Origin of the sequence: Subtercola boreus (assembly GCF_003399625.1) — a bacterium.
GTDB lineage: Bacteria > Actinomycetota > Actinomycetes > Actinomycetales > Microbacteriaceae > Subtercola > Subtercola boreus_C.
Map to the genome: position 1 here is coordinate 131,322 of NZ_NBXA01000001.1, position 25,029 is coordinate 156,350.

At 68.5% G+C, this 25,029-nt stretch carries 22 protein-coding genes; 14 read left to right on the forward strand and 8 right to left on the reverse strand.

Annotated features, from left to right (window positions below; genetic code table 11):
• Window positions 1-70: 70 nt before the first annotated feature.
• Together B7R21_RS00620 and B7R21_RS00625 are read right to left on the reverse strand one after the other, a co-directional pair.
• Window positions 71-325: a Txe/YoeB family addiction module toxin gene (locus tag B7R21_RS00620; RefSeq protein WP_116281314.1), complete on the reverse strand. Its 255-nt coding sequence runs from the start codon at window positions 323-325 to the stop codon at window positions 71-73.
• The gene (locus tag B7R21_RS00625; RefSeq protein WP_116281402.1) at window positions 322-570 is read right to left on the reverse strand and encodes a type II toxin-antitoxin system Phd/YefM family antitoxin; all 249 of its coding nucleotides are present in this window, start codon (window positions 568-570) and stop codon (window positions 322-324) included. The genes B7R21_RS00620 and B7R21_RS00625 overlap by 4 nt, the downstream gene beginning before the upstream one ends.
• Before the next feature lie 188 nt (window positions 571-758).
• Here B7R21_RS00625 and hemE point away from each other — a divergent pair, with 188 nt between their 5' ends.
• The 12 genes from hemE (at window position 759) to B7R21_RS00685 (ending at window position 11,584) form a co-directional block, all read left to right on the forward strand.
• Window positions 759-1,952 carry a uroporphyrinogen decarboxylase gene (gene hemE, locus B7R21_RS00630; RefSeq protein WP_437184165.1) on the forward strand — a complete coding sequence of 398 codons (1,194 nt, stop codon included), beginning with the start codon at window positions 759-761 and terminating at the stop codon, window positions 1,950-1,952.
• A gap of 5 nt (window positions 1,953-1,957) precedes the next feature.
• On the forward strand, window positions 1,958-3,757 hold the full coding sequence (locus B7R21_RS00635; protein WP_116281315.1) for a protoporphyrinogen/coproporphyrinogen oxidase: 1,800 nt from the start codon (window positions 1,958-1,960) through the stop codon (window positions 3,755-3,757).
• A gap of 45 nt (window positions 3,758-3,802) precedes the next feature.
• Window positions 3,803-4,162 carry a YtxH domain-containing protein gene (locus B7R21_RS20540; RefSeq protein WP_253259558.1) on the forward strand — a complete coding sequence of 120 codons (360 nt, stop codon included), beginning with the start codon at window positions 3,803-3,805 and terminating at the stop codon, window positions 4,160-4,162.
• A 13-nt stretch (window positions 4,163-4,175) separates the two neighbouring features.
• A complete protein-coding gene (locus B7R21_RS00645) occupies window positions 4,176-4,610 on the forward strand; it encodes a phage holin family protein (protein WP_116281316.1) in 435 nt (144 codons plus the stop codon).
• On the forward strand, window positions 4,603-4,962 hold the full coding sequence (locus B7R21_RS00650; protein ID WP_116281317.1) for a DUF3618 domain-containing protein: 360 nt from the start codon (window positions 4,603-4,605) through the stop codon (window positions 4,960-4,962). Before B7R21_RS00645 ends, B7R21_RS00650 begins: the two co-directional genes overlap by 8 nt.
• A gap of 108 nt (window positions 4,963-5,070) precedes the next feature.
• Window positions 5,071-5,799 (forward strand): hydrogen peroxide-dependent heme synthase, encoded by a 729-nt coding sequence (gene hemQ, locus B7R21_RS00655; protein WP_116281318.1) that lies wholly within the window; start codon window positions 5,071-5,073, stop codon window positions 5,797-5,799.
• A 95-nt stretch (window positions 5,800-5,894) separates the two neighbouring features.
• The gene (locus tag B7R21_RS00660; RefSeq protein ID WP_116281404.1) at window positions 5,895-7,058 is read left to right on the forward strand and encodes a ferrochelatase; all 1,164 of its coding nucleotides are present in this window, start codon (window positions 5,895-5,897) and stop codon (window positions 7,056-7,058) included.
• Window positions 7,055-8,002: a hydroxymethylbilane synthase gene (gene hemC / locus B7R21_RS00665; protein WP_116281319.1), complete on the forward strand. Its 948-nt coding sequence runs from the start codon at window positions 7,055-7,057 to the stop codon at window positions 8,000-8,002. The genes B7R21_RS00660 and hemC overlap by 4 nt, the downstream gene beginning before the upstream one ends.
• Window positions 7,999-8,781 (forward strand): uroporphyrinogen-III synthase, encoded by a 783-nt coding sequence (locus tag B7R21_RS00670; protein WP_116281320.1) that lies wholly within the window; start codon window positions 7,999-8,001, stop codon window positions 8,779-8,781. Before hemC ends, B7R21_RS00670 begins: the two co-directional genes overlap by 4 nt.
• Before the next feature lie 44 nt (window positions 8,782-8,825).
• A complete protein-coding gene (gene hemB / locus B7R21_RS00675) occupies window positions 8,826-9,827 on the forward strand; it encodes a porphobilinogen synthase (protein ID WP_116281321.1) in 1,002 nt (333 codons plus the stop codon).
• Between the two features lie 34 nt (window positions 9,828-9,861).
• Window positions 9,862-11,193: a glutamate-1-semialdehyde 2,1-aminomutase gene (gene hemL, locus B7R21_RS00680; RefSeq protein ID WP_253259559.1), complete on the forward strand. Its 1,332-nt coding sequence runs from the start codon at window positions 9,862-9,864 to the stop codon at window positions 11,191-11,193.
• Between the two features lie 4 nt (window positions 11,194-11,197).
• On the forward strand, window positions 11,198-11,584 hold the full coding sequence (locus tag B7R21_RS00685; protein WP_116281323.1) for a hypothetical protein: 387 nt from the start codon (window positions 11,198-11,200) through the stop codon (window positions 11,582-11,584).
• Window positions 11,585-11,663: 79 nt separating this feature from the next.
• Here B7R21_RS00685 and B7R21_RS00690 read toward each other — a convergent pair whose 3' ends face one another.
• Window positions 11,664-15,107, reverse strand: coding sequence for a hypothetical protein (locus B7R21_RS00690; RefSeq protein ID WP_116281324.1), 3,444 nt, complete (start codon window positions 15,105-15,107; stop codon window positions 11,664-11,666).
• A 77-nt stretch (window positions 15,108-15,184) separates the two neighbouring features.
• Window positions 15,185-17,305, reverse strand: coding sequence for a hypothetical protein (locus tag B7R21_RS20355; protein ID WP_116281325.1), 2,121 nt, complete (start codon window positions 17,303-17,305; stop codon window positions 15,185-15,187).
• A gap of 126 nt (window positions 17,306-17,431) precedes the next feature.
• On the opposite strand from B7R21_RS20355, the gene B7R21_RS00700 reads away from it, so the two are divergent.
• A complete protein-coding gene (locus B7R21_RS00700) occupies window positions 17,432-18,940 on the forward strand; it encodes an LssY C-terminal domain-containing protein (RefSeq protein WP_116281326.1) in 1,509 nt (502 codons plus the stop codon).
• Window positions 18,941-18,976: 36 nt separating this feature from the next.
• Here the strand turns inward: B7R21_RS00700 and B7R21_RS00705 are convergent, their stop codons facing one another.
• Genes B7R21_RS00705 through B7R21_RS00720 form a run of 4 tightly spaced genes read right to left on the reverse strand, consistent with a single transcriptional unit; the run spans window position 18,977 to window position 23,567 of the window.
• Window positions 18,977-19,756 carry an isocitrate lyase/PEP mutase family protein gene (locus B7R21_RS00705; protein ID WP_116281327.1) on the reverse strand — a complete coding sequence of 260 codons (780 nt, stop codon included), beginning with the start codon at window positions 19,754-19,756 and terminating at the stop codon, window positions 18,977-18,979.
• A gap of 33 nt (window positions 19,757-19,789) precedes the next feature.
• The gene (trhO, locus tag B7R21_RS00710) at window positions 19,790-20,710 is read right to left on the reverse strand and encodes an oxygen-dependent tRNA uridine(34) hydroxylase TrhO (RefSeq protein ID WP_116281328.1); all 921 of its coding nucleotides are present in this window, start codon (window positions 20,708-20,710) and stop codon (window positions 19,790-19,792) included.
• A gap of 51 nt (window positions 20,711-20,761) precedes the next feature.
• Window positions 20,762-21,775 (reverse strand): magnesium and cobalt transport protein CorA, encoded by a 1,014-nt coding sequence (locus B7R21_RS00715; RefSeq protein ID WP_116281329.1) that lies wholly within the window; start codon window positions 21,773-21,775, stop codon window positions 20,762-20,764.
• A 58-nt stretch (window positions 21,776-21,833) separates the two neighbouring features.
• On the reverse strand, window positions 21,834-23,567 hold the full coding sequence (locus tag B7R21_RS00720) for a phytoene desaturase family protein (protein WP_116281330.1): 1,734 nt from the start codon (window positions 23,565-23,567) through the stop codon (window positions 21,834-21,836).
• Window positions 23,568-23,775: 208 nt separating this feature from the next.
• Between B7R21_RS00720 and B7R21_RS00725 the strand changes: the two genes are divergently transcribed.
• Entirely contained in the window at window positions 23,776-24,879 is a 1,104-nt protein-coding gene (locus tag B7R21_RS00725) for a 3-deoxy-7-phosphoheptulonate synthase (RefSeq protein ID WP_116281331.1), read from the forward strand.
• The last annotated feature ends 150 nt before the right edge of the window (window positions 24,880-25,029 follow it).

Below are 25,029 nucleotides of genomic sequence, written 5' to 3' on the forward strand. Positions count from 1 at the left end.
ATTGCTGGTGAACTACGACGTCTTGTAGAACTCGCACCCGCCCCAGAACGCGTGCCAGAACATCCCACCATCAGTAGTGCTGCCTGCACTGCCAGATCACCAACAACTCGTCGGTGATCGAATAGACCATCCGATGCTCGCTCGTGATGCGCCTCGACCACACCTCGCCGAGCTCGAAGCGGAGCAGCTCCGGTTTGCCGATTCCGCGGCGAGCGTCTCGAAGGATCTCCTGGATCAGTCGATTGACCCGCTTCAGCATCACGCGATCCTCCTGCTGCCAGAAAACGTAGTCATTCCAGCCCTCGGGATCAAAGGAGAGTTTCATGACAGATCGAGTTCGTGTTCTTCGTACTCGCCCGCCTGGACCCGTGCCATCGCCTCGAGGAGTCTGCGAGCATTGGCAGGGTGACGCATGAGGTGCTCGAACTCGCGCATGGAGTCGTACTCGGCCTTGGCAATCAGCACGGCGTTGCCCCGCCGTGAGGTGATCTCGATGTCGAGAGCGTCGTCGTTGACCTGCTCGATGAGTTTGAACAGGTTCTTACGGGCTTCGGACGCGGTGATGGCCATGGTGGAGCTCCTCATGAAGTGGTACCGATCATGGTACGTCTCGGGAGTCGGCATTACTAGAGTATTCGTCATGAATTCAGAGAATCAGATGCGAGGCAGCGCGGGCGACCCGCAGGTGAGATGTGTGCAGAACTCCACCGAAACGCCCATTGGGGAAAACAGGAGCAAACCCTGAGACACTGGAGTACGTGAGTCTTCCCACGATTGAGGCCGATGTGCAGGTGCTGCCGGCTGACCATCCGCTGCAGAGCGGCCGAACATCCGCCAGCCCCCTCGTCACCACCTACCAGGGCACCCGCGGCGCGGTCACCCCGATCTGGATGATGCGGCAGGCGGGGCGATCCCTTCCCGAATACCGGGCGCTGAGGGTCGGCACCGACATGCTCGACGCCTGCCTCGACCCGGCAATGGCCAGCGAGATCACCCTGCAACCCGTGCGCCGCCACGGCGTCGACGCCGGCATCTTCTTCAGCGACATCGTCGTGCCCATCAAACTGGCGGGCGTCGACGTGTCGATCGTCGCCGGCAAGGGCCCTGTTCTGCCCCATCCGGTGCGCACGGCAGCGGATGTCGCGGCCCTCCCCGACCTCGACGAAGCCGCCCTCGCCCCGATCTCCGAGGCGGTCGCGCTCACCGTGGCCGCGCTCGGCGACACCCCTCTCATCGGATTCGCCGGCGCCCCGTTCACGCTTGCGGCCTACCTCGTCGAGGGCGGCCCGTCGAAGGATCACATCGCCGCCCGAACGATGATGCACTCCGACCCGGAGACCTGGCAGGGCCTCATGCGCTGGACGGCCACCATCACCGGTGCGTTCCTCCGCGCCCAGCTCATGGCGGGCGCCAGTGCGGCCCAGCTCTTCGACTCCTGGGCCGGCGCTCTTTCGCTCGCCGACTACACCGCCAAGGTCGCCCCCGCCTCGGCCCTCGCGCTCTCGCGCGTGCACGGCCTGCAGTACACGGCTCCGGATGCAGCGACCCGCACTGTTCCGATCGTGCACTTCGGCGTCGGAACCGGCGAGCTGCTCGGCGCGATGCACGACGTCGGCGCCGACGTCATGGGCGTCGACTACCGGATCCCGCTCGATGAGGCCTCGCGCCGGCTCGGCGGAACCGTACCGCTGCAGGGCAACATCGACCCGGCGTTCCTCGCAGCCCCCTGGCCGGTGCTCGAGGCGCACGTGCTCGACGTGCTCGACCGGGGGCGGGCCGCGCCGTCGCACGTGCTGAACCTCGGCCACGGGGTGCCGCCCGACACGGATCCTGTGGTCATCACGCGTGTGGTGTCGTTCGTACACGACGTGGCGGGGGATGCCGCGGCTCGAGGCTCCGATGCCGACGCTGGCACGTCCGCGACGACATCCGCCGAGACCTCCACCTCCTGAGCGCCGTGCCCGCCGGCCAGAGCGTCGTCATCGTCGGTGCGGGAGTCGCCGGCCTCGTCGCCGCGCGCACACTCGCCCGAAAAGGGTTCCGGGTGACCGTTCTGGAGTCCTCTGCGACGCCCGGCGGCTGTGTCGCGACCCATGAGGTGGCGGGAGTCCGGCTCGACGCGGGAGCGGAGAGCTTCGCCACGAGGGGCGGCACCGTGGCGGCCCACCTGGCCGAGCTCGGCCTCGGCGGCGAGATCGTGGTGCCGAATCCGAAGGGCGCCTGGGTGCAGCTCGAGGGCGACGCGGCTCCCCTCCCGAGGAACACGGTGCTGGGCATCCCGGGTGTTCCCCTCGCGGATGAGGTGCGGCGCATCGTCGGCTGGTCGGGGGTGCTCCGCGCCCAACTCGACCGCTACATCCCGCTCGTGCGTGTCGGCAAGTCGAAGTCGCTCGGCGACCTCGTGCGGAGGCGGATGGGCCAGAAGGTGCTCGACAGGCTGGTCGCGCCCATCGTCTCGGGAGTGCACTCCGCCCACCCCGACCTCGTCGACGTGGAAGCCGTGGCGCCGGGGCTCCTCGCCGCGATGGGGGTGCAGGGGTCGCTGTCGGGCGCGGTGATGTCGCTGATCGCTCGGCGCGGTACGGCAACTGCAGGCGGCGGGCGACCGGCGGCCGCACCTGCAGATGCAGCGAGTGGACCGGGAGTCGCGGGCGTGGCGGGCGCGAAGGCGGGTTCGGCCGTGGGCGGCATCGACGGCGGCATGTTCCGCCTCGTCGAGGCGCTCGTCGCCGACTGTGTGCGATTCGGAGTCGACTTGCGTTTCGGCGTCGGCGTGCGGGAGCTCCGCCGCGTCGACATGTCACACGCCCGCGCCGCCCCCACGGACGCGCCGACGGAGCCGACGGACGGCCCCACAATGCTCCATGACGAGGCTCCTGGAGCAGACAGCGTTCCTTCGTCGGTCGAGTCGGGGGGCGTGTCGCGCGGCGAGGCGTCCGCCGAGTGGATGACCGTGCTCGACGACGGCTCGGTACTGGGCTCGCACGGGGTGATCGTCGCGGCCGGTTTCCGGGCGGCGCTCACGCTGCTCCACGGGATAGACGGGATAGACGGGATAAACGGGATAAACGGGGTCGACGGGCTGAGCGGGACCGCAGAGCTGAGCGGGACCACAGAGCTGAGCGGGACCGCCGGGCTGCGCGAGCAGACCTCGAGCCAGCGGTGGCCCGGTTCTTCGGCCGTCACCCTCGCGACCCTCGTGCTCGACGCCCCCGAACTCGATCGGGCACCACGCGGCACCGGTGTGCTCGTGGCCGAGGATGTCACGAGCGTCGGCGCGAAGGCTCTGACCCACGCGACCGCGAAGTGGGGATGGCTCGCCGCCGCCGCCGGCGAGGGCCGGCACGTCGTGCGCCTCTCCTATGGGCGGGGCGCACCCGCGACATCCGCCCCCGCGACATCCGCCCCCGCGACATCCGAATCCCGAACCCAGCCCCAGCAGCCCCAGCCCCAGCCCCAGCAGCCCCAGGCCCCCGTCGTCACCCGCGCCCAGGCCCTCCGCGACGCCTCCACACTGCTCGGCGTGCCACTCGCCGACAGCCAGGTTCGCGGATTCGCCCTCGTCGAATGGCGCGACTCGCTCGCCTTCGCGACGGGCGGGCACCGCGCGCGGGTCGATGCCGTGGTCGAAGCCGTGCACGAGCATCCGGGGCTCGAGGTCGTCGGAGCCTGGATTTCGGGCACGGGCCTCGCCTACGTCATCGACGGAGCCAAGGTCAAGGCCTCCGAGCTTGCTGCAAGTCTCCTCAGTTCATAGGGCTACGATTTACCAACAGGCAATTCACGACTGATCGGAGTAATCATGCGCGGAAAGCTGCTTTTCGTGGTCGGCATCGGTGCAGGTTATGTACTGGGTTCCCGGGCAGGCCGCCAGCGGTACGAGCAGATCAAGGCCGGCGCAGACAAGGTCTGGCAGTCGCAGCCCGTTCAGGCTGGCGTCAGCCAGGTTCAGGGGTTCGCCAACCAGCGACTGGACGCCGCTTCGGGAAGGATCGCCGACGGCGTGCGCAAGGGTCTCGGTGCGGTCCTGCGACTCGACAGGTCTGCCGCCAGTGCAGAGAAGAACTCCGCCCGAACCACCCCCGGTGCCCGGTCGGGTGCTTCGGGATCGGGAACCGGATCGGGTACCGTCGTTCCTCCGTTGACCGGTTTCGTCGAGTAGTCGGAAGATCACTGTGGCTGATCCTGACGCGACCTACACGAACCCTCGCAACCCGAAGACGAAGCAGTCACTCGCCGAACTGGTGACCGCGCTCCCGGGACTTCTCGTCGCGCTCGTCAAAGACGAGCTGACGCTTCTGAAGTCCGAGGTCGTCAGCCGTGTCTCGAAACTCGGCATCGGTGCCGGCCTCATCGCCGCGGCGCTCTTCCTGCTGTTCTTCGTCTTCGCGGTGCTCGTCGCGGCCGCGGTGCTCGGCATCGCGACCGCGCTGCCGGGCTGGCTGTCGGCGCTCATCGTGGCCGGTGCGCTGCTCGTCGTTGCGATCATCCTGATCCTGGTCGGCATCGCCCAGATCAAGAAGGGCGCGCCTCCCGTGCCCGAAGACACCATCGCCAGCCTGAAGAAGGACGTCAACGCAGTGAAGGGACTGGGTGAGACCCATGAGTGACAAGAAGGCGCTCAGCGCGGGCTCACGAACCGGAGCGGCGTCCAAGGCGGCAGCCTCTGCGCTGAAGAAGAACCAGCCGCCGAAGCCCGACAAGCCCGAGGACACCCGTTCGCACGAGCAGATCAAGACCGACGTCGCCAAGAACCGTGACAACCTCGCGCAGACCCTCGACGCGATCGAATTCAAACTGAACATCCCGAAGCGCGCCAAGTACGAGACGGCGCAGCTGAAGTCGAAGCTCGAGACCCTCCGTGAGGAGAACCCGGCTGCCCTGGTCGCCGGCATCGCGGGTGTCGCAGCGCTCCTCGGCACCGGCATCTTCTTCGGCGTGCGCTCAGCCATACGGCGCTGACACCCGCATCACCGCGACATCACCAGACCACACCACCAGACCACACCACCGCAGCGGGGGGCTCCCATCACGACCGGACGCGGGGGCGGCCGCTTCAGAGAGTAGACAATGACAGACCCAGCCCCCACGACCATCGCTTCGACATCCGAGCCGACGGGCGAGCTCGTCACCGCGTATGCACTCTGGGCGGTGTTCCGTCGTAACCCCGACGCCCCGTTCGAGATCGACGGGTACGACGTACCCTCGGTTGTCGGCGAACTGGATGACGCCGTGCTGAGCGTCGAGGGCGAAGACGTGACCGTGCGCGGCTTCTACGACGTCTCGGGGCTCCGCGCCGACGCCGACCTCATGGTCTGGATCCACGGCGAGACACCCGAGACCCTGCAGTGGGCCCTTCGCCAGCTCCGCCGGACGACCCTGTTGAAGAGCCTCCTCCCGGTGTGGAATGCCCTCGGCGTGCACCGCGACGCCGAGTTCAACAAGCGCCACATGCCCTCGTTCATGCTGGGTAAGCCGCCGCAGGGCTGGGTGACGGTGTACCCGTTCGTGCGCTCGTACGAGTGGTACCTGCTGCCCGAGGAGGAACGGAGCGCCATGCTCCGCGACCACGGCATGAAGGGTTCGGCGTTCCGGACGACGCTGGCCAACACCGTCGCGAGCTTCGCGCTCGGCGACTACGAGTGGATTCTCGCGCTCGAAGACGACGACCTGCTGAACCTGGTCGACATGATGAGAGACCTCAGGCAGACGGAAGCCCGCCGGCACGTTCGCGAAGAGGTTCCGTTCTACACGGGGCGCCGTATCGGCACCGCCGAGATCGTGGAGGTATTGCAGTGAGTGACGCAGCAGCAGTCGATCGGCCCGAACCGGTCGGCCCGGCCACCGACTCCGCCCCTGCGGCGGACCCGAACGCCTTCCCCGAGGGTGTCATCGTGCGAGCGGCGACCTCCGCCGCGGCATCCGGAGCCGAACATGTCGAGGAGGCCGTGGCCTACGACGCCATCCTGCTCGCCTCCTTCGGCGGGCCTGAGGGCCAGGACGACGTCATCCCCTTTCTCCGGAATGTGACACGCGGTCGCGGCATCCCCGACGAACGCCTCGAGGAGGTCGCCCACCACTACCGGGCATTCGGCGGAATCAGCCCGATCAATGAGCAGAACCGCGAGCTGAAGGCGGCTCTCGAGGCTGAACTCGCACGCCGCGGCATCGACCTGCCCGTGCTCTGGGGCAACCGCAACTGGGCGCCCTACCTGCCCGAGGCCCTCCGCGAGGCGAACGAGCGCGGGTTCACCAAGCTCATCGCGATCGGCACGAGCGCCTACAGCTCGTACTCCAGCTGCCGCCAGTACCGCGAGGACTATGCCAAGGCGCTGACCGAGACCGGGCTCGAGGGCACGCTGCAGATCGACAAGGTCCGCCAGTTCTTCGACCACCCCGGTTTCGTCGCACCCTTCATCGACGGCGTTTCGGCGGCCTACGACGAGATCGAGGCGGCCCTGCCCGGTATCGACCTGGGCTCCGAGGTCGAGGTGCTGTTCTCGACCCACTCGATCCCCTCGACGGATGCGGACCGCTCCGGCCCGCCCGAACGCGGTTTCGGCCCGGGCGGCGCCTACCAGGCCCAGCACCTGGCGGTGGCCGAAGTCGTCATGGAGGCGGTCGGCGTCGGCCGGTCATCCATGCCGAACTGGCAGCTCGTGTTCCAGAGCCGCAGTGGCCCGCCCACCCAGCCGTGGCTCGACCCCGACATCAACGACGCCATCGGCGAGCTTCCGGCCCGCGGCATCCGTGCTGTCGTGATCGTGCCGCTCGGCTTCGTGAGTGACCACATGGAAGTGAAGTGGGACCTCGACAAGGAGGCCACCGACACCGCGAACGAGAATGCGTTGTACAGTGTTCGCGTGCCGACGCCGGGAGTACACCAGCAGTACGTCAGCGGCCTCATCGACCTCGTTCTCGAGCGAGTGAACGGTGTGCCGACCGCCGACCGACCCTCCGTGACACCCCTCGGGCCCTGGTACGACGTCTGCCGCTCGGGATGCTGCGAGAACGTCCGGCTCGGCTTCCGACCCGCCCTCGCCGGTTTGGCCCCATGACCCGAAAGCTCAGAATCGCCACTCGTGGCAGCGCGCTCGCCCTGGCCCAGACCGGGATGATCGCGGCCGAACTGACCCGGTTGACCGGCGTCGAGGTCACCATCACGGTGGTGACGACCGAGGGCGACACCTCCCGGGCGTCGCTTGCGAGCATCGGCGGCACCGGCGTCTTCGCGAGTGCGCTCCGGGCATCCCTCGACGAAGGCGGTTGCGACCTGGTCGTGCACTCGCTGAAAGACCTGCCGACTGCCGCCTACCCGGGGCTGGTGATCGGTGCGGTGCCCCTCCGCGAGGATCCGCGCGATGCCCTCTGCTCCCGCGACGGATTGACTCTGGAGGAGCTTCCCGAGGGTTCCCGCGTCGGCACAGGGTCGCCCCGGCGGGTTGCGCAGCTGCTCAGTCTGAGACCGGATCTCCGCGTGATCGACATTAGAGGTAATGTCGACACCAGGTTGGCAAAGGTGTCGAGCGGGGAATTGGACGCTGTGGTGCTTGCTGCCGCCGGTCTCACTCGTCTGGGGAGACTTGACGCTGTGTCCGAATTCTTCGATCTCTCTGTCTGGCCTACTGCGCCCGGCCAGGGGGCGCTGGCGATCGAAGCGCGCGAGGAGGACAGCATTCCCGAACTCAACGAGATCCAGCACGACGGCACCCGCATCGGCATCGGAGCTGAACGGGCGGTGCTCGCAGCGCTCGAGGCGGGCTGCAGTGCGCCCATCGGCGCTTCGTCGACACTCGACGGCGACACTCTCACGCTCAACGCCGTCGTCTACAGTGCCGACGGATCGGCTGAGCTCGGCAGCACGCGGTCGGTGACGCTGGAATCCCCCGGCGACCTCGCGGCCCGGGAAGCCGCCGCGGTTGCCCTCGGCTCCGCAGTCGCCGCGCAACTCCTCTCGGACGGCGCGGACGAACTCGCAGAACTCGGGGCGGGCATCCGATGACCTCCCACACCGTTTCGCCGAAGCCCCTCGCGGGCTGGCGTATCCTCGTTCCCCGCGGAGGGCCCTGGGGGCATGGCGTCGCGTCAGACCTGAGGGCGGTCGGGGCTACGCCGATCGTCGCGCCGCTCATCAACTTCGCACCCACCGAAGACAGCGCGTCGCTCGAGAGTGCGCTGGAGCGTCTCGCGTCGGGCGCCTTCGACTGGCTCACGGTGACGAGCGCAACGACCGTCGACGTGCTCTCCGCCCACCAGGCACTCGTGCCGACCTCGACGCGCATCGCAGCCGTCGGGGAGACGACGGCCAGTGCCCTGACCTCGGCCGGCTACCGGGTCGACCTGGTACCGCTCGAAGACAATTCGGCAAAAGGCCTGCTCAGCGAGATGAAACAGTTCGAGGAGGCGGGAGCTTCGCTTCGCATCCTCACCCTCCGGAGCGAGATCGCGAAGCCCGTGCTGAGCCAGGGGCTCGTCCAACGCGGGCATTCCGTGGAGTCGGTCGTCGCCTACCGGACGATCGGCGTGCAGGTCGACCCGAACATCCGCGAAGAGGTGACCGCGGGCTTGATCAGGGCCATCCTCGTCACGTCGGGGAGTGTTGCCGAGCAGGTCCAACTGCAGTTGGGGCCTATTCCGGAGACCACAATCGTGGCGTGCATCGGCCCGGTGACGGCGCAGGATGCCCGCAGCTATGGCCTCCGTGTCGACCTCGTGGCAGCGGAAAGATCGGCGGAGTCGCTCATCGAGACCCTGATCGAGGCGGCGGGCGCGCTGCGCTGACGCGCGGACGGCGCCCGCCCAGCCGCGGAGCGTAGGGTTGGTGCATGACTTCCCACAGGAACGGCGCGCCTGCCGATCTGACTGTTCGACCGCGTCGTCTCCGCGCCACGCCGGCGATGCGCCGCCTCGTCTCCGAGACGCGGCTGCACCCCGCAGACCTGATCCTGCCCCTGTTCGTGCGGGAGGGAACCGATCCGCTGCCGATCAGCTCGATGCCGGGCATCACGCAGCACACCACCGAGAGTGTTCGAGCCGTCGTCAACGAAGCGGCCGATCTGGGGCTCGGCGGGGTGATGCTGTTCGGTGTTCCCGACTCGAAAGACGCGATCGGGTCGGGGGCGACAGACCCTGACGGCATCCTGAACCTGGCGACGCGGGTCGTCGCCGCGGAGGTCGGCGATGCTCTCGTCGTGCAGACCGACCTCTGCCTCGACGAGTTCACCGACCACGGCCACTGTGGTGTGCTCGATTCGGAGGGGCGGGTGGACAACGACGCGACCCTCCTGCGTTACCGCGACATGGCGGTCGCCCAGGCCGAGAGCGGCTCCGAGTTGGTCGGGCTGTCGGGCATGATGGATGGCCAGGTTGCCGCAGTGCGTGACGAACTCGATGCGCGCGGCTTCCAGGACACCGCGATCCTCGCCTACTCGGCAAAGTACGCATCGGCATTCTACGGACCGTTCCGCGAGGCGGTCGGTTCGACGCTGAAGGGCGACCGCAAGACCTACCAGCAGGATCCGGCGAACCGTCGTGAGGGCATGCGGGAGACACTCCTCGACCTCGAGCAGGGCGCGGACATCGTGATGGTGAAACCTGCCATGAGCTACCTCGACGTGCTCGCCGACGTTGCTGCTGTGTCACCCGTGCCGGTCTGGGCCTACCAGGTGTCCGGTGAGTACGCGATGATCGAAGCCGCTGCGGCCAACGGCTGGATCGACCGTGAGCGGGCCGTCTTCGAGTCGGTGACGGGCATCCGCCGTGCCGGAGCAGATGCTGTGCTGACCTACTTCGCGCCCGAGATCGCCCGCATCCTGCGCGAGCAGTGAACATATACCTCCACAGCTTTTGAAAGGCAGTTCCGTGTCTGAATCCGACGTTCTCTTCGCCCGTGCGAGCGTTTCCATCCCGGGCGGGGTCAACTCGCCGGTGCGCGCCTTCCGTTCAGTCGGCGGAACCCCTCGTTTCCTCGTGTCGGCCAAAGGCCCGCACGTCACGGATGCCGACGGCGTGGAATATGTCGACCTCGTCAACTCCTGGGGTCCGGCCATCCTCGGCCACGCCCATCCTGAGGTCGTTCAGGCGGTTCAGGATGCTGCGGCCAGGGGCCTCTCGTTCGGCGCATCGACCCCGGGTGAGACCGAGCTCGCCGAGGCCATCAGGGCGCGGGTCTCTGCAGCGGGCCTGTCGCCGGTCGAGAAGGTGAGGCTGGTGTCGACGGGCACGGAGGCCACGATGACAGCCATCCGCCTGGCTCGGGGTTTCACAGGCCGCGACCTGCTCGTCAAGTTCGCCGGCCACTACCACGGTCATTCCGACTCGCTCCTCGCCGAAGCCGGTTCGGGGCTCGCAACCCTCGCACTGCCGGCGTCGGCCGGAGTGACGGCCGCGAACGCTGCCCAGACTCTGGTACTGCCCTACAACGACCTCGATGCGGTGCGGGAGGTCTTCGCGGCCCACGAGGGTCGCATCGCCGCCGTCATCACCGAGGCCGCCGCCGCCAACATGGGCGTGGTCGCCCCCGATCCCGGTTTCAATGCCGCCCTCGCCGACATCGTGCATGAGAACGGCGCCCTCCTCATCATCGATGAGGTGCTCACCGGCTTCCGCGTGGGTCCCGCCGGGTGGTGGGGCCTGGACGTCGCCGCCCTGCCCTACCAGCCCGACCTCTTCACCTTCGGCAAGGTCGTCGGCGGGGGCATGCCTCTCGCCGCACTCGGCGGACGAGCCGACGTGATGGACCACCTCGCCCCCCTCGGCCCGGTCTACCAGGCGGGCACACTCTCCGGCAATCCGGTGGCCGTCGCTGCGGGCCTCGCCACCCTGCGCCTCGCCGACGCGGAGGTCTATCGGGCGCTCGACTCCACCGCGCTCGTGCTCTCGAACGCTGTGTCTGATGCGCTCGCGGCAGAGGGAGTCGCCCACTCGGTGCAACGTGCGGGCAACCTGTTCAGCTTCGCCTTCGGCGACTTCGCCGGCGGCGGGCCGCGAACATATGCAGAGGTCCAGGCGCAGGAATCGTTCCGTTATGCGCCGTTCTTCCACTCCATGCTCGACGCGGGGATCTCCCTGCCACCCTCGGTGTTCGAAGCGTGGTTCGTCTCGGCAGCGCTCGATGAGAACGCAATCGACCGCATCGTCTCGGCCCTCCCGGGCGCGGCACGTTCCGCTGCTGAGGTTTCCCCGGCAGACTAGGCGCATGGCAGTTCTGTTCGTGCATCCCGATCGGCTCGAGATCCGGTTGACGCGCGCCGAGAAGCTGATGTCGTTCCGTCGCGGCGACATCGAGGTGCCACTCGACAGCATCCGTTCGGCCGTTCTGACCGACGATCCGTGGATCTGGGTTCGCGGCATCCGTGCCCCGGGCACCGCGGTGCCGCTGACTCTCGCCGTGGGGTCGTGGAAGTTCCACGACGGCAAGGATTTCCTGCTGATCAAGGGCACCCGTACCTCGGTCGTCATCGACATCGACGGGGCGGAGTTCTCACGCGTCATCGTGACGACCCGGCATTCGCTCACGCTGCTTCGCGCGCTGAGGCTGCCGCCGGCTGAGGCTGCCGCGGCGACGGAGATCGCCGCGAACTAGGGATCCGACCTGGGTTCCGGCCAGTCGGGTGGGGGCAGTGGCCGAGGCCATGTCGTGCCATCGTCTCAGGCTCCTGTCTTCACGAGGCGGAGCCGGGGAGTTGCGGGGTACTCGGGCCGGCGCCGATCGCCGCGAGACTCGCTCGCGCGGCGTGCCACTCCTGCAGGGCCAGCTCCACCACCGGAGTGTCCGGCGGCAGCATGTCGAGGCTCCGCCGGTAGACGGGTAGGGCTTCCTCGTGTCGGCCGAGCGTCACGAGGAGCCGGGCCGTGAACAGGTGCGACCGGCCCGCGGATGCCCGGTCGCACAGTCGTTCGTACAACCGGGCGGCACGGGCGGAGCTGATCAGTGCCTCGGTTTCGAGGCCCAGATCGTCGAAGGCCCGTGCCCGCGACTCCGCGATCTCTGCGATGAGCGCATCGATGTCGAAGGCGGTCCGTGCTGCGAGATCGAGGGCGTCGTCGAGCGTTTCGAGACCGGTCGCGTCGCCGAACGCGCACTGGGCGATGCCGAGGAGGTGCAGCGCGTCGACCTCGGAGGAGGGATCCTCTGTGAGGAGCCGCGCCTGGTCGAGCGTGTGCTTCAGCACGTCGAGGCCGTCAGGATCGTCGTCGTCGAGCAGGAGCCGCCCGAGGGCGAGGCCGGAGCGCACGGCACCCCGGGCATCCCGTAGAGCGGAGGTCAGGCGCAGGGCGAGGCTCCACGATGCGTAGGCGGCCTCGTCGTCGTCTGCGAGCCGCTGGGCGTGCCCCAGCCAGAAGAGGATCTCTGCGTGCCCGACCGTGGTGGCTGGTGATACTGCATCGCCCGGAACGGTGTCGCCGGGCGCACCGCCGACATCGCCCGGCGACTGGTCGTACAGGCGGAGGAGTTCCGCCGCGGCTTCGTCGCCTCGTTCGGCGGAGACCAGTGCCCGGGCGAGCCTCAGCCGCAGCATCCGCAGATCCGGGTGCTCATCGAGATGCTCGGGGAACGGATGACCGGCCACGGGTCGTCCCGAGGAGTTCTGGGCCTCCGTCACGGCCATTCTCCATGCTTCGACCACACCCGCTCGAATGCCGAGCTCCTCGAGCAGCGAGGCGAGTGTCGCGCAGGCATCGACGACACCCTTGCTGTAGCGCAGTTCCAGATGCAGGGAGAGTGCCCGATCCGCATCGTCGAGCGCAACTCGGAGATCCGCGGACTGTTGGAGCACCCGCGCCCGCATCAGGAGCGCCCTCGCCCGCATCGCTCGATCGAGGTCGTGACGCAACAGCCGGTCGAGCGTCGCCCTCGCCCAGGCGGGCTGAGCGGTGTTCAGCTGGGCATGTGCGAGCAGGGCCAGGGGGCGTTGCACGATGGTGCTGTCGGGATCGTGGCCGCAGAGGGCCACAGCGGCGAGAAGATAGCCGATCGCCTCCTCGGAGCGACCTTCCCTGAGACGCAGTTCACCGAGGGCGTTCAGCACGCCCCGTTCGGCATCGGCGTCGAATTCGCCATCGCGGAGGAGTGTGAGGGCGCGCTCGAGATCTCCGCTCCGGCGCTGGGGAGGCACACCGAACATCAGCAGCCCGAGCTCGAGTTCCACGTCGGCGAGATCCTGTCGACCGTCGGCGACCAGCAGCCCGACGCGAGAGGAGGCGAGTTCCTCGGCGAGTGTGAGGTCGCCCTGCTCGATGGCCAGCCGGATCTCGAGGTCGAGGAGCGCGCATCTGGTCACCGAGACAGAATCGCCGACGCTGGTCGGCCGGGTGCCGCCGGGTCCTCGGGCCGTGTCGGTGGTACCCGCGATGCCGAAGGTGCCTGCGGTATCTGCGGTGCGGACTGTGTCAGCCGTACCGGCTGTGCCAGAGGTGCCAGAGGTGCCGACCTCCGTACCGGGGCCGGCAGCGCCACTCGCACTGCCCCGGGAGATCGTCTTGCCGGGCCGGGCGGCTCCTGTGACGAGGTCGTCGAAGGCCGGGTGCTCGGATCCACCCACTTCCGGGTGCGGTCGATCGAGGGTTCGAGAGCTGCCACGCTGCGATCTCCGCCGCGCGCGCGCCGGGCCCCGAAGGTCGGCCACCGGCGGGAGGCTCCGCTCCGCCTCTTCCCGGTCGAGCAGGTCATGGGCCTGCCGGAGTGCGGCTCGGGCCCCGACCGGATCCTCTACGCTCGCCCGTTCCTTTGCGACCTGCAGCCAGTCTGCGCTGGTCAGGGTGCTGCGCTCCTCACCCCACCAGGGCGTCGTTGCGAGGTCGAGCCCGGCGGTGCTGCCCGTCGGCTGTGACGGTGACGGGGCAGTCTCGCCGCCCCCATCCCGGCGCGCAAGAGCCTCGCAGCGGATGTCGCTCCGTGCCTCGGCGCGCGCCAACTGGTCATCGAAGGAGCGGGTGCCGTTCCTCGTGTCGAAGGCGGTGGCTCGTCGCGCAGCAGCTCCCCAGCAGGCATCCCCCAGCACCTCTGCCGTGACCGGGGTGACGAGCTGCCCCCACACGTCGACGAGCGCCGGATGCTCCGCCGCCGTGATCCGTCGGTCGGCGCCCGTCGTGCCGGGTCCTCGCTCGCCGGAACCCGATGCGTCGGAACCCGATGCGACGGAACCCGACGCGACGGTGCCGGTCGCCGCCTCGCAGATGGCATCGAGGAGCTCACCGATCACCAGCAGCGCATCGAACGACGAGCGCTCGTCGAGCGGATCTGCGGCGAGCCAGTGCAGGTGCCGTTCCGCCAGAAGAAGCCCTCGCTCGAGACTGCCGCTCTCGAGCAGGAACCGGAGGTGCAACACGAGGGTACCGAGCTGTCCCGGCTCGTTCCGCAGCATGTCGTAGCCGCGCAGGTGCTCGAGGTACGCGTCGGAGAGCTGGCCTCGCGCAAGCAGGGGCAACAGCGACTCGGCTATCCGCCGCCCCGGTGAGAACGCACCACGCACCCGGAGAAGTGGGTGCTCGGCAGGGTGACCTGCGTCGCTCCCGCCGACGGCGCCGCCGTCGGTCGCTGTCCTGTTGTGGTCGTGGAGGAGCTGCTTCAGGCGTGTCCGCTGCTCGCTCGCCTGACGCTCCCGGCCGCAGCTGTCGAAGGCCTCCGCCCTCGCCGCGGTGAGCAGGATGTCGCCCTCCCTCTGGGACTGCTCGGTGTGCGGCATCCGCTCGACGCGTTCGATGAGCAGTTCCCGGAGCTCATCGAGTGACTCGTCGATGGTTTCGAGGGAGTGGACGGTGCTGGAAGCGAGCGCCGGCGGGATGGCCGCAAATTCGACAGCCAGGTCAACGGTCATCCCGGCTTCGATCGCGGATGCCTCAGCACTTCCGAGCGCGGCCGGGAACTCATCCGAGTCTTCGAGGTGCCTGTCGAGACACCACTCCATATTCGTGAGAAGGTCTTGGGTGTTGCCTGTCCGGGCGGACGACGCGACGATCCGGAGTCGAGCTCTGTAGAGCAGGGACTCGTCGTCGGACAGCCCCGCGACGCGCGTCGCCTCATCGAACAGCGCGCGCTGAAGGGCTCCCCCGGGAAGGCGGTCACCTTCGCGGAGGAGTCGTTCTGCGTGCTTTTCATACTGCATGGAAGGGGGAGTCTCACCCGTCTTTCGTACTCAGGATCGTCGGGCAGATGAGTGTGGGCACTGCCGTGGCGCGAATGTCAGTAGGGGAGTCGGCCGAGGGACTGTCCCGAGTTCCAGCGGGTGCTGGGAGGAAGGGTCGGCTCGGTACCGCCGGTTCGGGCACCCACGGGTGGGGCAGGGTTCGGTGAAGAGGCGGCAGGCACCGTCTCCCGTTCGCCCTGAGGTTCGGGTGTGGGCACGGTGTCTCGACTCCGACTCCGCTTCGGCTTCGGCGCCGAAGTGGTGCGGCCCGGCAGGCCCTGCCTCTGGCGCGGGGGTCGGCGCCGTGTGGATGCTCCACCCAGCTCTCCGCCCTCTGCCGGGTCTGCGCTGTCGTCGCCGATGGGACCAGCGCTGCCTGGGGCTGCCACAGCCACCGGCGGGGGCTGTCTGAGTGAGAAGCGAGCTCGCGGCTCGGGAACCACCTCGGGGGCCACCTCGGGCAGGAGGTCCGGCCCGCGCCGCGATGCATCTCGCTCACCGAATGCCCGTGCAGGGGATGGTGGAGGGGCAGGAGAGGGCGCCGGGGCGGGAGCAGGTGCCGGGGTGGGAGCAGCCGCCGTGGCCGGGGCTTCCGGCTCCGTGGTCTCCGGCGCGAAGGACGACCGCCGGAGAGGGCTGGTCGATTCTCCCTTCGCGACACCAGCGTCGAACGGCACTCGCTCCGAGAGGGTTCCGGCCAGAGCCACGGCACGTTCCACCGGCCCGCTTCCGAGCAGGGCCCTCCAGAGCGTGGCGATCAGCGCCATCGCGGCCAGCACGGCGGCAAGTGCCAGTGACGTTCCGAATTCGGCCGAGACCCCGGAAGCGCGGGAGCTGACCAGAGTCCAGCCGTCGTCGACCGCCCTCGGTGCGAGTAGGAGTGCGGCGAAGAGCGCTGTCGATGTCGTCAGGGCGAGGGACCCGAGCGCACTGAGGGGAAGTGCGATCCAACGGAGCGTCCGCGCGACAAGCAGGCAGAGGGCCAACAGGGTGAGCGCGACCGCCGTGGCCCCGAGAATGTCGACGGCCCCCGCAGTGTCGACGCGCAGCGCAGAGCCCGCCGTCGTCGGTGCGGAAGGGAAGAGCGATCCGAGGATCTGGTATCCGCGGCTCCCCGGGTCGAAGCCGCGGTCGACCAGGAGTGAGAGACCCGCAGCGAGTGCACAGCAGATCCCTCCCGCGGCGAACAGCGCGAAGGGCCGCCACAGGCGAGCCTCGGCCATCCGCCCTATCGCCAGCCCCGCGAGGAATGGAGCACACCAGGTGAGCACGGGGAAGGCGCCCGAGGTGATCAGGAGCACGGACTCCCGGAGGAGGACGGACAGGTTCTGGCCGCCGACTCCGTTCTGGCCGGCGGCACCTGTCGGACTGGTGGCCCAGATCATCAGTGCGGCGTTGCAGGCAGGGAGAACGAGGATGCCCGCACCGGCGATCGCGAAAAGGCTTCGTGCGCGTAGTCTCCCCAGAAAGAGAGCGAGGAAGGTGAGCGCTCCGAGCATCTGCAGCATCACCGCCGGCTGGGTGACGATGCTCTCGGCAGGCGTGCCGCCACCGCCCGCAGCACCGCCCGCGATGGCGCCGCCCGCAGCACCGCCCGCGATGGCGCCGCCCGCGAAGAGCACGCCGGCCCGAACGGCGATCCGCAGCGGCCCACCCGGCCCCCCTCCCATCAGCCGGGAGGCCGAGGCGCCGGCAACCAGCACGAACAACGCCGTCGTGACGAGAGCGAGCAGCCCACTGATATGGACCGCTCCGGCATCCAGGGCTCCGGCATCCAGAACACGGGCATCCACAGCTCCGGACTCTGCAGCCCCGGCAGCCCCGCCGCCACCCACCACTGCGCCGAGGGCCGGTACGAGCACCCCGATCACGAGACCGACGACGGCCAGGCCACGAGCCGCGTCGACCCCGATCATCCGACCATCGTGGCCGAACAGGCGCACCGGAGTGCGCCGCAACCAGCTGTCGACCTCGAAGCCCTCAGAGCCCGCGGAGTCTTCGGAGCGTTCCGGGCGTTCGGAGCTGTCCGGACGTGCCGGACGTGCCGGACGTTCCGGACGTGCCGGACGTTCCGGGCGTTCCGCTCGCGGGCGCACAACGGCCACTCCGACGGAGTAGGCGCCGGTCTCCGGGCTGCGGTGCTCGCGACCCCGCGGGCGCGTTGCGGTGCTCGACATGCGGGTGTCCTTCTTCTCGTGATCGGTCCCACTGCAGAGGCTAGGGGAAACACCAGTCTAATCTGACGTTTACTCAGTTGTCTCTCAGTCGTGGTCGCGGCGGCAGTGGTGCTTTACGGTTGAGGCATGACGCAGATCGAGACGCCGCAGACGGAGAACTCGCCCGCGCCGTTCGTGCCGCGCTCCGCCAGAGCGCTCCCCATTCCCGAGCGTCGCCGCGCGTCGTTCGAAGTGGTGCTCGACAACGTCTTCTTCTTCCTTGGTGCGCTCGCCGCGGGCTGGCTCGCCTACCTGGTGCTCTCAGAGACCTTCAGCCGGGGGCTCCAGTACGTCTGGTTCCTGCTCGTCTTCTGGTTGTTGCTCGCGTATCTGCTGCTGCCGCGCATCCACAGCATGCTGACGCTCATCTACGTGCCCGACTACTTCATCGGGCGGGCCCGCACGCACGAGGGGCTGCTCGGCGATCCGGTCAATCTCGCGCTCTTCGGCACGGAGGCTCAGCTGCACACCGCGATGCTGGCCGCCGGATGGCACAAAGCCGACGAGGTCGGCTTCCGCAGCGCGCTCCGAATCGTGTCGTCGACGATCTTCCGCCGCAGCTACTCCGATGCGCCCGTGAGCCCGCTCTACCTCTTCGGAAACATCCAGGACTTCACCTACCAGCAGGAGGTGGCGGGTAATCCTGCCAAGCGTCACCATGTGCGGTTCTGGAAGACCCCTCCGGGCTGGTTGCTCCCCGGCGGGTACTCGGCCGAGTGGATGGCCGCGGGAACGTACGACCGCAACGTCGGGCTCTCCCTCTTCACCCTGCAGGTCACGCACCGCATCGAGCGCGAGACCGACATCGAGCGCGACCACATCGTGACCACGCTCGAACAGGCGAATCCGCGGGGCGTCTTCACGGTCATCCGCAATTTCTCCACGGGGTACCACGCCGTGAACGGCGGGGGCGACGCGATCACGACAGACGGCGATCTGCCGATCATCGACCTGCGTGCAGTGGAGCCATCGGCCGAGGGCGCCCGGAGCGCCGCTGAGGTCGATTCGACGGGCATGCCGGCAGATGCCCTGCTGCTCGGCCAGAACGTCATCGAGACGGCGCGCGACTCCGGATCGTCGAACCGCGTGAAGCGGCCGATCTCGATCTACGTGAGCTACCTGCTGATGGTGGTTCGCGGTGCGATCGGCGCGGGCTCGGTGGTCGCCGTGCTCACGGCCTGGGCCGATTCCATCAAGACGGTGACGATCGAGCTGCCGGTGGGCCCGGATGTCGACTCGCGCGACCTCGCGAACATCGTTCTCTGGATCGTGATCGGTGGCGCGATCATCGCCTATGTGGTCTACCTGCTGCTCGCCCAGCTGGTCTTCGCGGGGTTCAACTGGGCCCGATTCCTGGTGCTCGGAGTAAGCCTGCTGGGTGCTGGAACGGTGGCGATCGACTACTTCACGAACGGTACGGCGATCACGCTCACGACGGGACTGGTGAATCTCTCGTTCGACATTCTCGTGCTGTTCTCGCTGTCTTCCGCCGACGCCAGGGTCTTCGCGCGCCAGCGCCGCATTCGGCGGAGGGCCGCGCGTGAGACGCGCCGTGCCGCCGGCGTTCTTGTCGGCCAGAAGGAACTCGCCGCCTGAGCGCACCGATTTCTTCGACCGACGACACCACGCGCGTCAGTTCAGGGGGCGGGTACCGCCCGGCAGCTCGCCGTTCGCATAGAGGCTGATGGCGAGGTCGGCGAGAGCCGTGAGGGCGACGCGCTGGGTCCAGGGGCCGTAGGAGATGCGCGCGACACCGAGCTTCTCGAGGGTGGCGGGGGCGAGGGAGCCGGGAACGTTGATGACGCTGACACGTTGCTGGCCGAGGCCCTCGACGAGGCGCTCGACGGTGGTGAGGTCGAGCCTGCCGGGCACGAAGACGCAGGCGGCGCCCGCGTCGAGGAAGGCGCGGCCACGCGCGATGGCGTCGGCGACGACCTCGTCGTGGGGGCGGTCGCCGGCCTTGACGAAGGCGTCGGTGCGGGCATTCAGCACGAAGTTCACGTTCTCTGACGAAGCAGCGGCAACCACAGCTGAGACGGCGGCGACCGCTTCGTCGAACGGCTTCATCTGGTCTTCGAGGTTGGCGCCGACGATGCCGACTCCGATCGCCTTGCGGACGGTCTCCCCGGGGGCGCCATAGCCGGCCTCGAGATCTGCGCTCACGGGCAACGTGGTCGAGGCGGCGATGCGGCCGACCATGTCGATCATCAGCTCGACGGGGATGTTCTCACCGTCGTCGTAGCCGTAGAGCGCGGCGATGCTGTGGCTGGCGGTGGCCAGCGCGGTGGTCTCGGGGATGTCGGCGATGGCGCGGGCGCTGATCACATCCCATACGTTCACCACCGTCAGGATCTCGGGGGAGGTGTGCAGACGGAGCAGTTCGTCAGCTTTGGACTGAAGGGAGAGGGTCATGGCTTCAGCCTAGATCGGCCGGCCACAACAGGCTCAGGGGGTTGCGGCACCTGTGTGGAACTCGCAGAAGATGGAGGCTGTGGACGAGCAGTCAGTGCACACCACGAGCTGGGTGCGGCACGCCGGGTCGAGACAGTTCTGCATACGGCTGGTGGATGCTCCGCAGCGGTGACACGAACCGATCGGCCGGGCATCCGGTGTGAAGTCCACCGACATCCGGTCGTCGAACACATACAGCGAGCCCTTCCAGAGCCCCGAGTCGCCGTATGTCTCGCCGTAGCGCACTATGCCGCCGTCGAGTTGGTAGACGTTCGAGAATCCGCGCGACACCATCAGCGACGAAAGCACCTCGCAGCGGATCCCGCCCGTGCAGTACGTCACCACGGTCTTGTCCTTGAGGTGGTCGTAGGCTCCGCTGTCGAGCTCCGCGACGAAATCGCGGGTGTTGGCCACGGCGGGAACGACCGCGCCCTCGAACCGGCCGATCTCCGCCTCGAACGAGTTGCGCCCGTCGAAGAACACCACGTCGTCGCCGGCATCGCGCTGCTGGTCGACGAGGGTGTGCAGCTCGGGCGGCGACAGGCGGATTCCGCCGCCGACGACACCCCGATCATCCACCCGCAGCTCGCCGGGGGCGCCGAAGCTGACGATCTCATCACGCACCTTCACGCTCAACCGGGGAAAGTCGAGGGAGAGACCTGTGCCATCGAGCCCCGTGCCTTCACTCCACTTCACATCGACGCCTTTGAAGGCGGGGTACTCGCGTGTCTTCCGCAGGTATTTCTTCACCGCATCGAGCTCGCCCCCGAGCGTCGCGTTGATGCCCTGCGACGACAGCAGGATGCGGCCCCGGAGCCCCAGGCTCTCGCAGAGGTCGCGCTGCCAGAGGCGCAGCGCATCAGGATCGGCCAGCGGCGCGAACACGTAGAACAGGATGATCTTCGAAACGGCCACGCCCCGATTTTACGGTCTCCGGATGCCCGGGGTGTGGCCGGGCATCCGGAATCAGAGCCAGCCGCGCTTCTTGAACGCGAAGTACAGCGCCACGCCCGATCCGAGCATCAGAGCGAGCGCGAAGGGGTAGCCGAGGGGCCACTGCAGCTCGGGCATGTTCGCGAAGTTCATCCCGTAGATCGCCGCCACCAGGGTGGGTGCGAACAGCACTGCGGCCCACGACGAGATCTTCTTCACCTGCTCGCCCTGCGCCAGGCTCGTCTCTGTCATGCGCGTCATCTCGTCGTTCTGGCGTTCTGCAATCAGAGTCGAGTGCACGGTCAGTGCGTTCTCGAGGAGCGATCGGAAGGAATCCGTGCGATCGGTGATGCGCGTTGCATGGTCGGCCACGTCGCGATAGTGCCGTTTGATCTCGAGTTCGGAGTCGCCCTCGAGCCCGTCGACGACCCGGGCGAGCATGTCGACGAGTGGCCGGGTCGCGCGCTGGAACGAGATCACCTCACGCAGCAGGTCGTAGATGCGTTTCGACACGGCGCGGTCGCCGTTGAAGAGTTGGTCCTCGATCTCGTCGATGTCGTTCTCGAGGCCCGCCAGAACGGGCGCGTACTCGTCGACGACCAGGTCGAGGATGCCGTACACAATGGTGTGAGGACCCTCAGCGAGCAGCTGCGGGCGCTCCTCGAGTCGCTTCCGCACCGCGGCTATCTCGGGAAAGTCGGAGTGGTTCACCGATACGACGAAGTCCTTCCCCATGAAGATGTGCACCTCGCCGAACTTCACTTTCTCGACGTCGTCGAGGTAGTGGGCGGGCCGCAGCACAATGAAGAGCGTCTCCCCGTAGCGCTCGAGCTTCGCGCGCTGGTGCCCGGTGAGGGCGTCCTCCACGGCGAGGTGGTGGAGGCCCAGCTCGTCGGCGACGGCCTGGAGTTCCGTCTTGTCGGGGTGGCTCAGGTCGATCCACGCGACACCGTGGTGCTCTCGCAACACTTCGAAGGTCTCGTCGAGGGTCTTCGGTTCGACGACCCGGCGGCCGTCGACGTAGACCGCGTTGTCTGTGATGGTCACTGGATGCCCGTCTCGTGGTCGTTCGTGCAGTGGGGGTGTGCGGTGGCAGGCCCGTCCCTCATTCTGCGCCGGGAAGCTGCATGCCGCGCGCTTCGAGCACAGCCATGGCGGCGCTGTGCCCGCCGAGCCCGCTCACCGCGCCTCCCCGCCGGGAACCGGAACCGCAGAGCAGGATGTTCCCAAGCGCCGTCGCGACGCCCCACCGCTCGGCGGGCGTGTCGAGCGGTTCGTCGTCGTCGGCCCAGGGCCAGGAGAGCGGGCCGTGGAAGATGTTGCCCCCGGGCATCCTGAGCGCATGCTCGAGATCGAGCGTGGTCTTCGTCTCGATACACGGTTCGCCCGCGGCATCCAGCGCCAGGCAGTTCTCGATCGGTTCGGCGAGCACGCTGTTCAGCGACGCGAGCACGGCCGCCTGGATCTCGGCGCGGAAGGCGTCGTTCGTGGCCTCGGTGACCAATCGGTGCGGAACATGCAACGCGAACACCGTGAGGGTCTGGGCCCCGGATGCCTGCAACTCGGCAGACAGGATGCTCGGATCGGTGAGCGAATGGCAGTAGATCTCGGCAGGGAGTGGATCGGGTAGAGCGCCGCCGGCCGCCGCGCGATGGGCGTCGTCGAGCTGCTGGTACCCCTCGTTGATGTGGAAGGTTCCACCGAACGCCGCTTCAGGGGTGACCGTCTCGTCGCGGAGCCGCGGCAGGCGTGTCAGCAGCAGGTTCACCTTGGCCTGGGCGCCCTCCGGCGCTTCGCGACCGGCTCTGGTTCCGGTTCCGGACCCGGCCCCTGCCTCTGTTCTGGCCCCGGCCCCGGTCGGAGGGAGGCCGTCGGCGAGCAGGCCGTCGAGCACGGCGGGGGCGACGTTCGCGAGAACGGTTCCCGCATGCACAGAGGTGGAGCGGAGGGTGGCGGCGGGGCCCGCGGGCGCGCGGTACGTCACCACGCCGCCGGGCGACACCGCAATGACCTCGGCGTTCGTCACGACGGTGGCTCCGGCATCCAGAGCCGCCTTCAGCAGTGCCGCCGAGACCGCGCCCATTCCGCCGACCGGAACGTCCCAGTCGCCGGTTCCGCCGCCGATCAGGTGGTAGAGGAAGCAGATGTTCTGGGCCAGATCCGCGTCGTGGGCCCGGGCGAATGTGCCGATCAGCGCGTCGGTCAGCACCACCCCGCGCACCGTGTCGTTCTGGAGGTGCGCCTCGATGACCTCGCCGATCGGGCGTTCGACCACAGCGTTCCAGACGAGCGGTGCTCCCGCGTCGACGACCTGCGCCCGGAGCTCCGAACGGCGCCGGAGCGGCCGGGTCAGGGTGGGCCAGAGCTGGCGCGCGAGCGAGGCGCAGTGCTCGTAGAACTCGGCGAAGAGCGCCGTGTCGGCACCTGCCCCGATGGAGGCGAACGAGGCGGCCGTGGCCGCGGCATCCCCGGTGTCGACGAGGAGGCCGCGATCGGTGCCGGGCACGGGGGTGTACGACGAGAAACGCCGCCTGATCAGCGTGATGTCGAGTCCGAGATCGTCGATGATCTGCGGGGGGAGCAGGCTCACGAGGTACGAGTACCGGGAGAGGCGGGCATCCATTCCGTCGAACGGCGACGCCGAGACCGCCGCGCCGCCGACGTCGGGCAGGCGTTCGAGAACGGTGACGGAGAGGCCCGCGCGGGCGAGGTAGGCCGCCGCGACGAGCCCGTTGTGCCCGCCGCCGACGATGGCGACGTCGACGGACTCACCGAGGGCATCGGCGGCTTCGTCACTGTGCGCGCCGACGGCGTCGTCGGGGAGTGGATGATCGGTCATCCCTGAAGCATACGGATCCGGCCATCTCGCGCTAGGGTGTTCGCATGCACAGTCGTTGGTATGCGTATTTCGAGTTGGCTCCGGGAGGGCCGACGCTGTAATCGCGCACACCACCTTCCAGAGCCAACGGGCAGAGACAACAGTCTCTGCCTTTCGCCATTAATGGCGGGTTGGCTGAGGAAGCTGCTCGCCGGAACGGAACCGTTTCATGAGCACCACCGAAGACCTGCGCGTCACCCGCTTCGCACCGCTGCCGACGCCCCTGGAGCTCCGGAGCGAGCTGCCGCTCTCGCCCGCGCAGTCCGAGCTCGTGTCGAGCTCGAGGGCAGAGATCGAGGCGATCCTCCGCGGCGACGACCCGCGCCTGCTGCTCGTCGTCGGGCCGTGTTCGGTGCACGATCCGGATGCCGCACTCGAGTACGCACGCCGCCTCGCCCCGCTCGCCGCGTCCCTCGCGGACTCCGTGCTGATCGTGATGCGGGTGTACTTCGAGAAGCCCCGGTCGACGGGCGGATGGAAGGGTCTCATCAACGATCCGTACCTGGATGGAACGCACCGGGTGGCCGATGGACTCCGCATTGCGCGGTTGCTGCTGCGCGACATCCTCGACCTCGGACTGCCGGTGGGATGCGAGTTCCTCGAGCCGACGAGCCCGCAGTACATCGCGGATGCGGTCAGCTGGGGGGCGATCGGGGCGCGCACGACGGAGAGCCAGATCCACCGCCAGCTCGCCTCGGGTCTCTCCATGCCGGTCGGGTTCAAGAACGCGACCGACGGCGACGTGCAGGTGGCGGTCGACGGCTGCGTGTCGTCGGCCGAGCCGCACGTCTTCTTCGGAATCGACGAGCTCGGGATGGCTGCGGCCGTGGAGACGACCGGCAACGCGGCGGGTCACGTGATCCTCCGTGGCGGACGCGGCGGGCCCAACTCGGCGTCGGCGTCGGTTGCGGCGGCGTCGGCGCTGCTCGCCCGGGCCGGTCTGCCAGCCCGCGTGATCGTGGACGCCAGCCATGCCAACAGCGGCAAGGACCACGTGCGCCAGGTCTCGGTCGTGCGGGAGCTCGCCGCCCAGGTGGCCGCGGGCGACGCGATCTCGGGGATCATGATGGAGAGCTTCCTGGTCGGCGGCGCGCAGAAGCTCGATGCGGCCGCGGGTGCTGAGGGTGCGGGCACGCTCGTCTACGGCCAGAGCGTCACCGATGCGTGCATCGACTGGGACACGACGGCCGTGCTGCTGCGGGAAGTCGCGTCCGCGGCCTCTGCCCGCGCCCCCCGCGCCCCCCACGCCTACGCCCGGGCGGTGGCCGTCTGATCGAGTGGGCAGTTCGGGCCCCGTGATTGCGGTTGCAGGGCCCGAACTGCCCACTCGATTGAGCGTGTCGGTTGAGGAGGGCGGCGTGGGGGCGCGGGGGGCGCGGGGCGGCGGCGGAGGTCGCGAGTGTCGGCGGGGCGAACTAGGGTG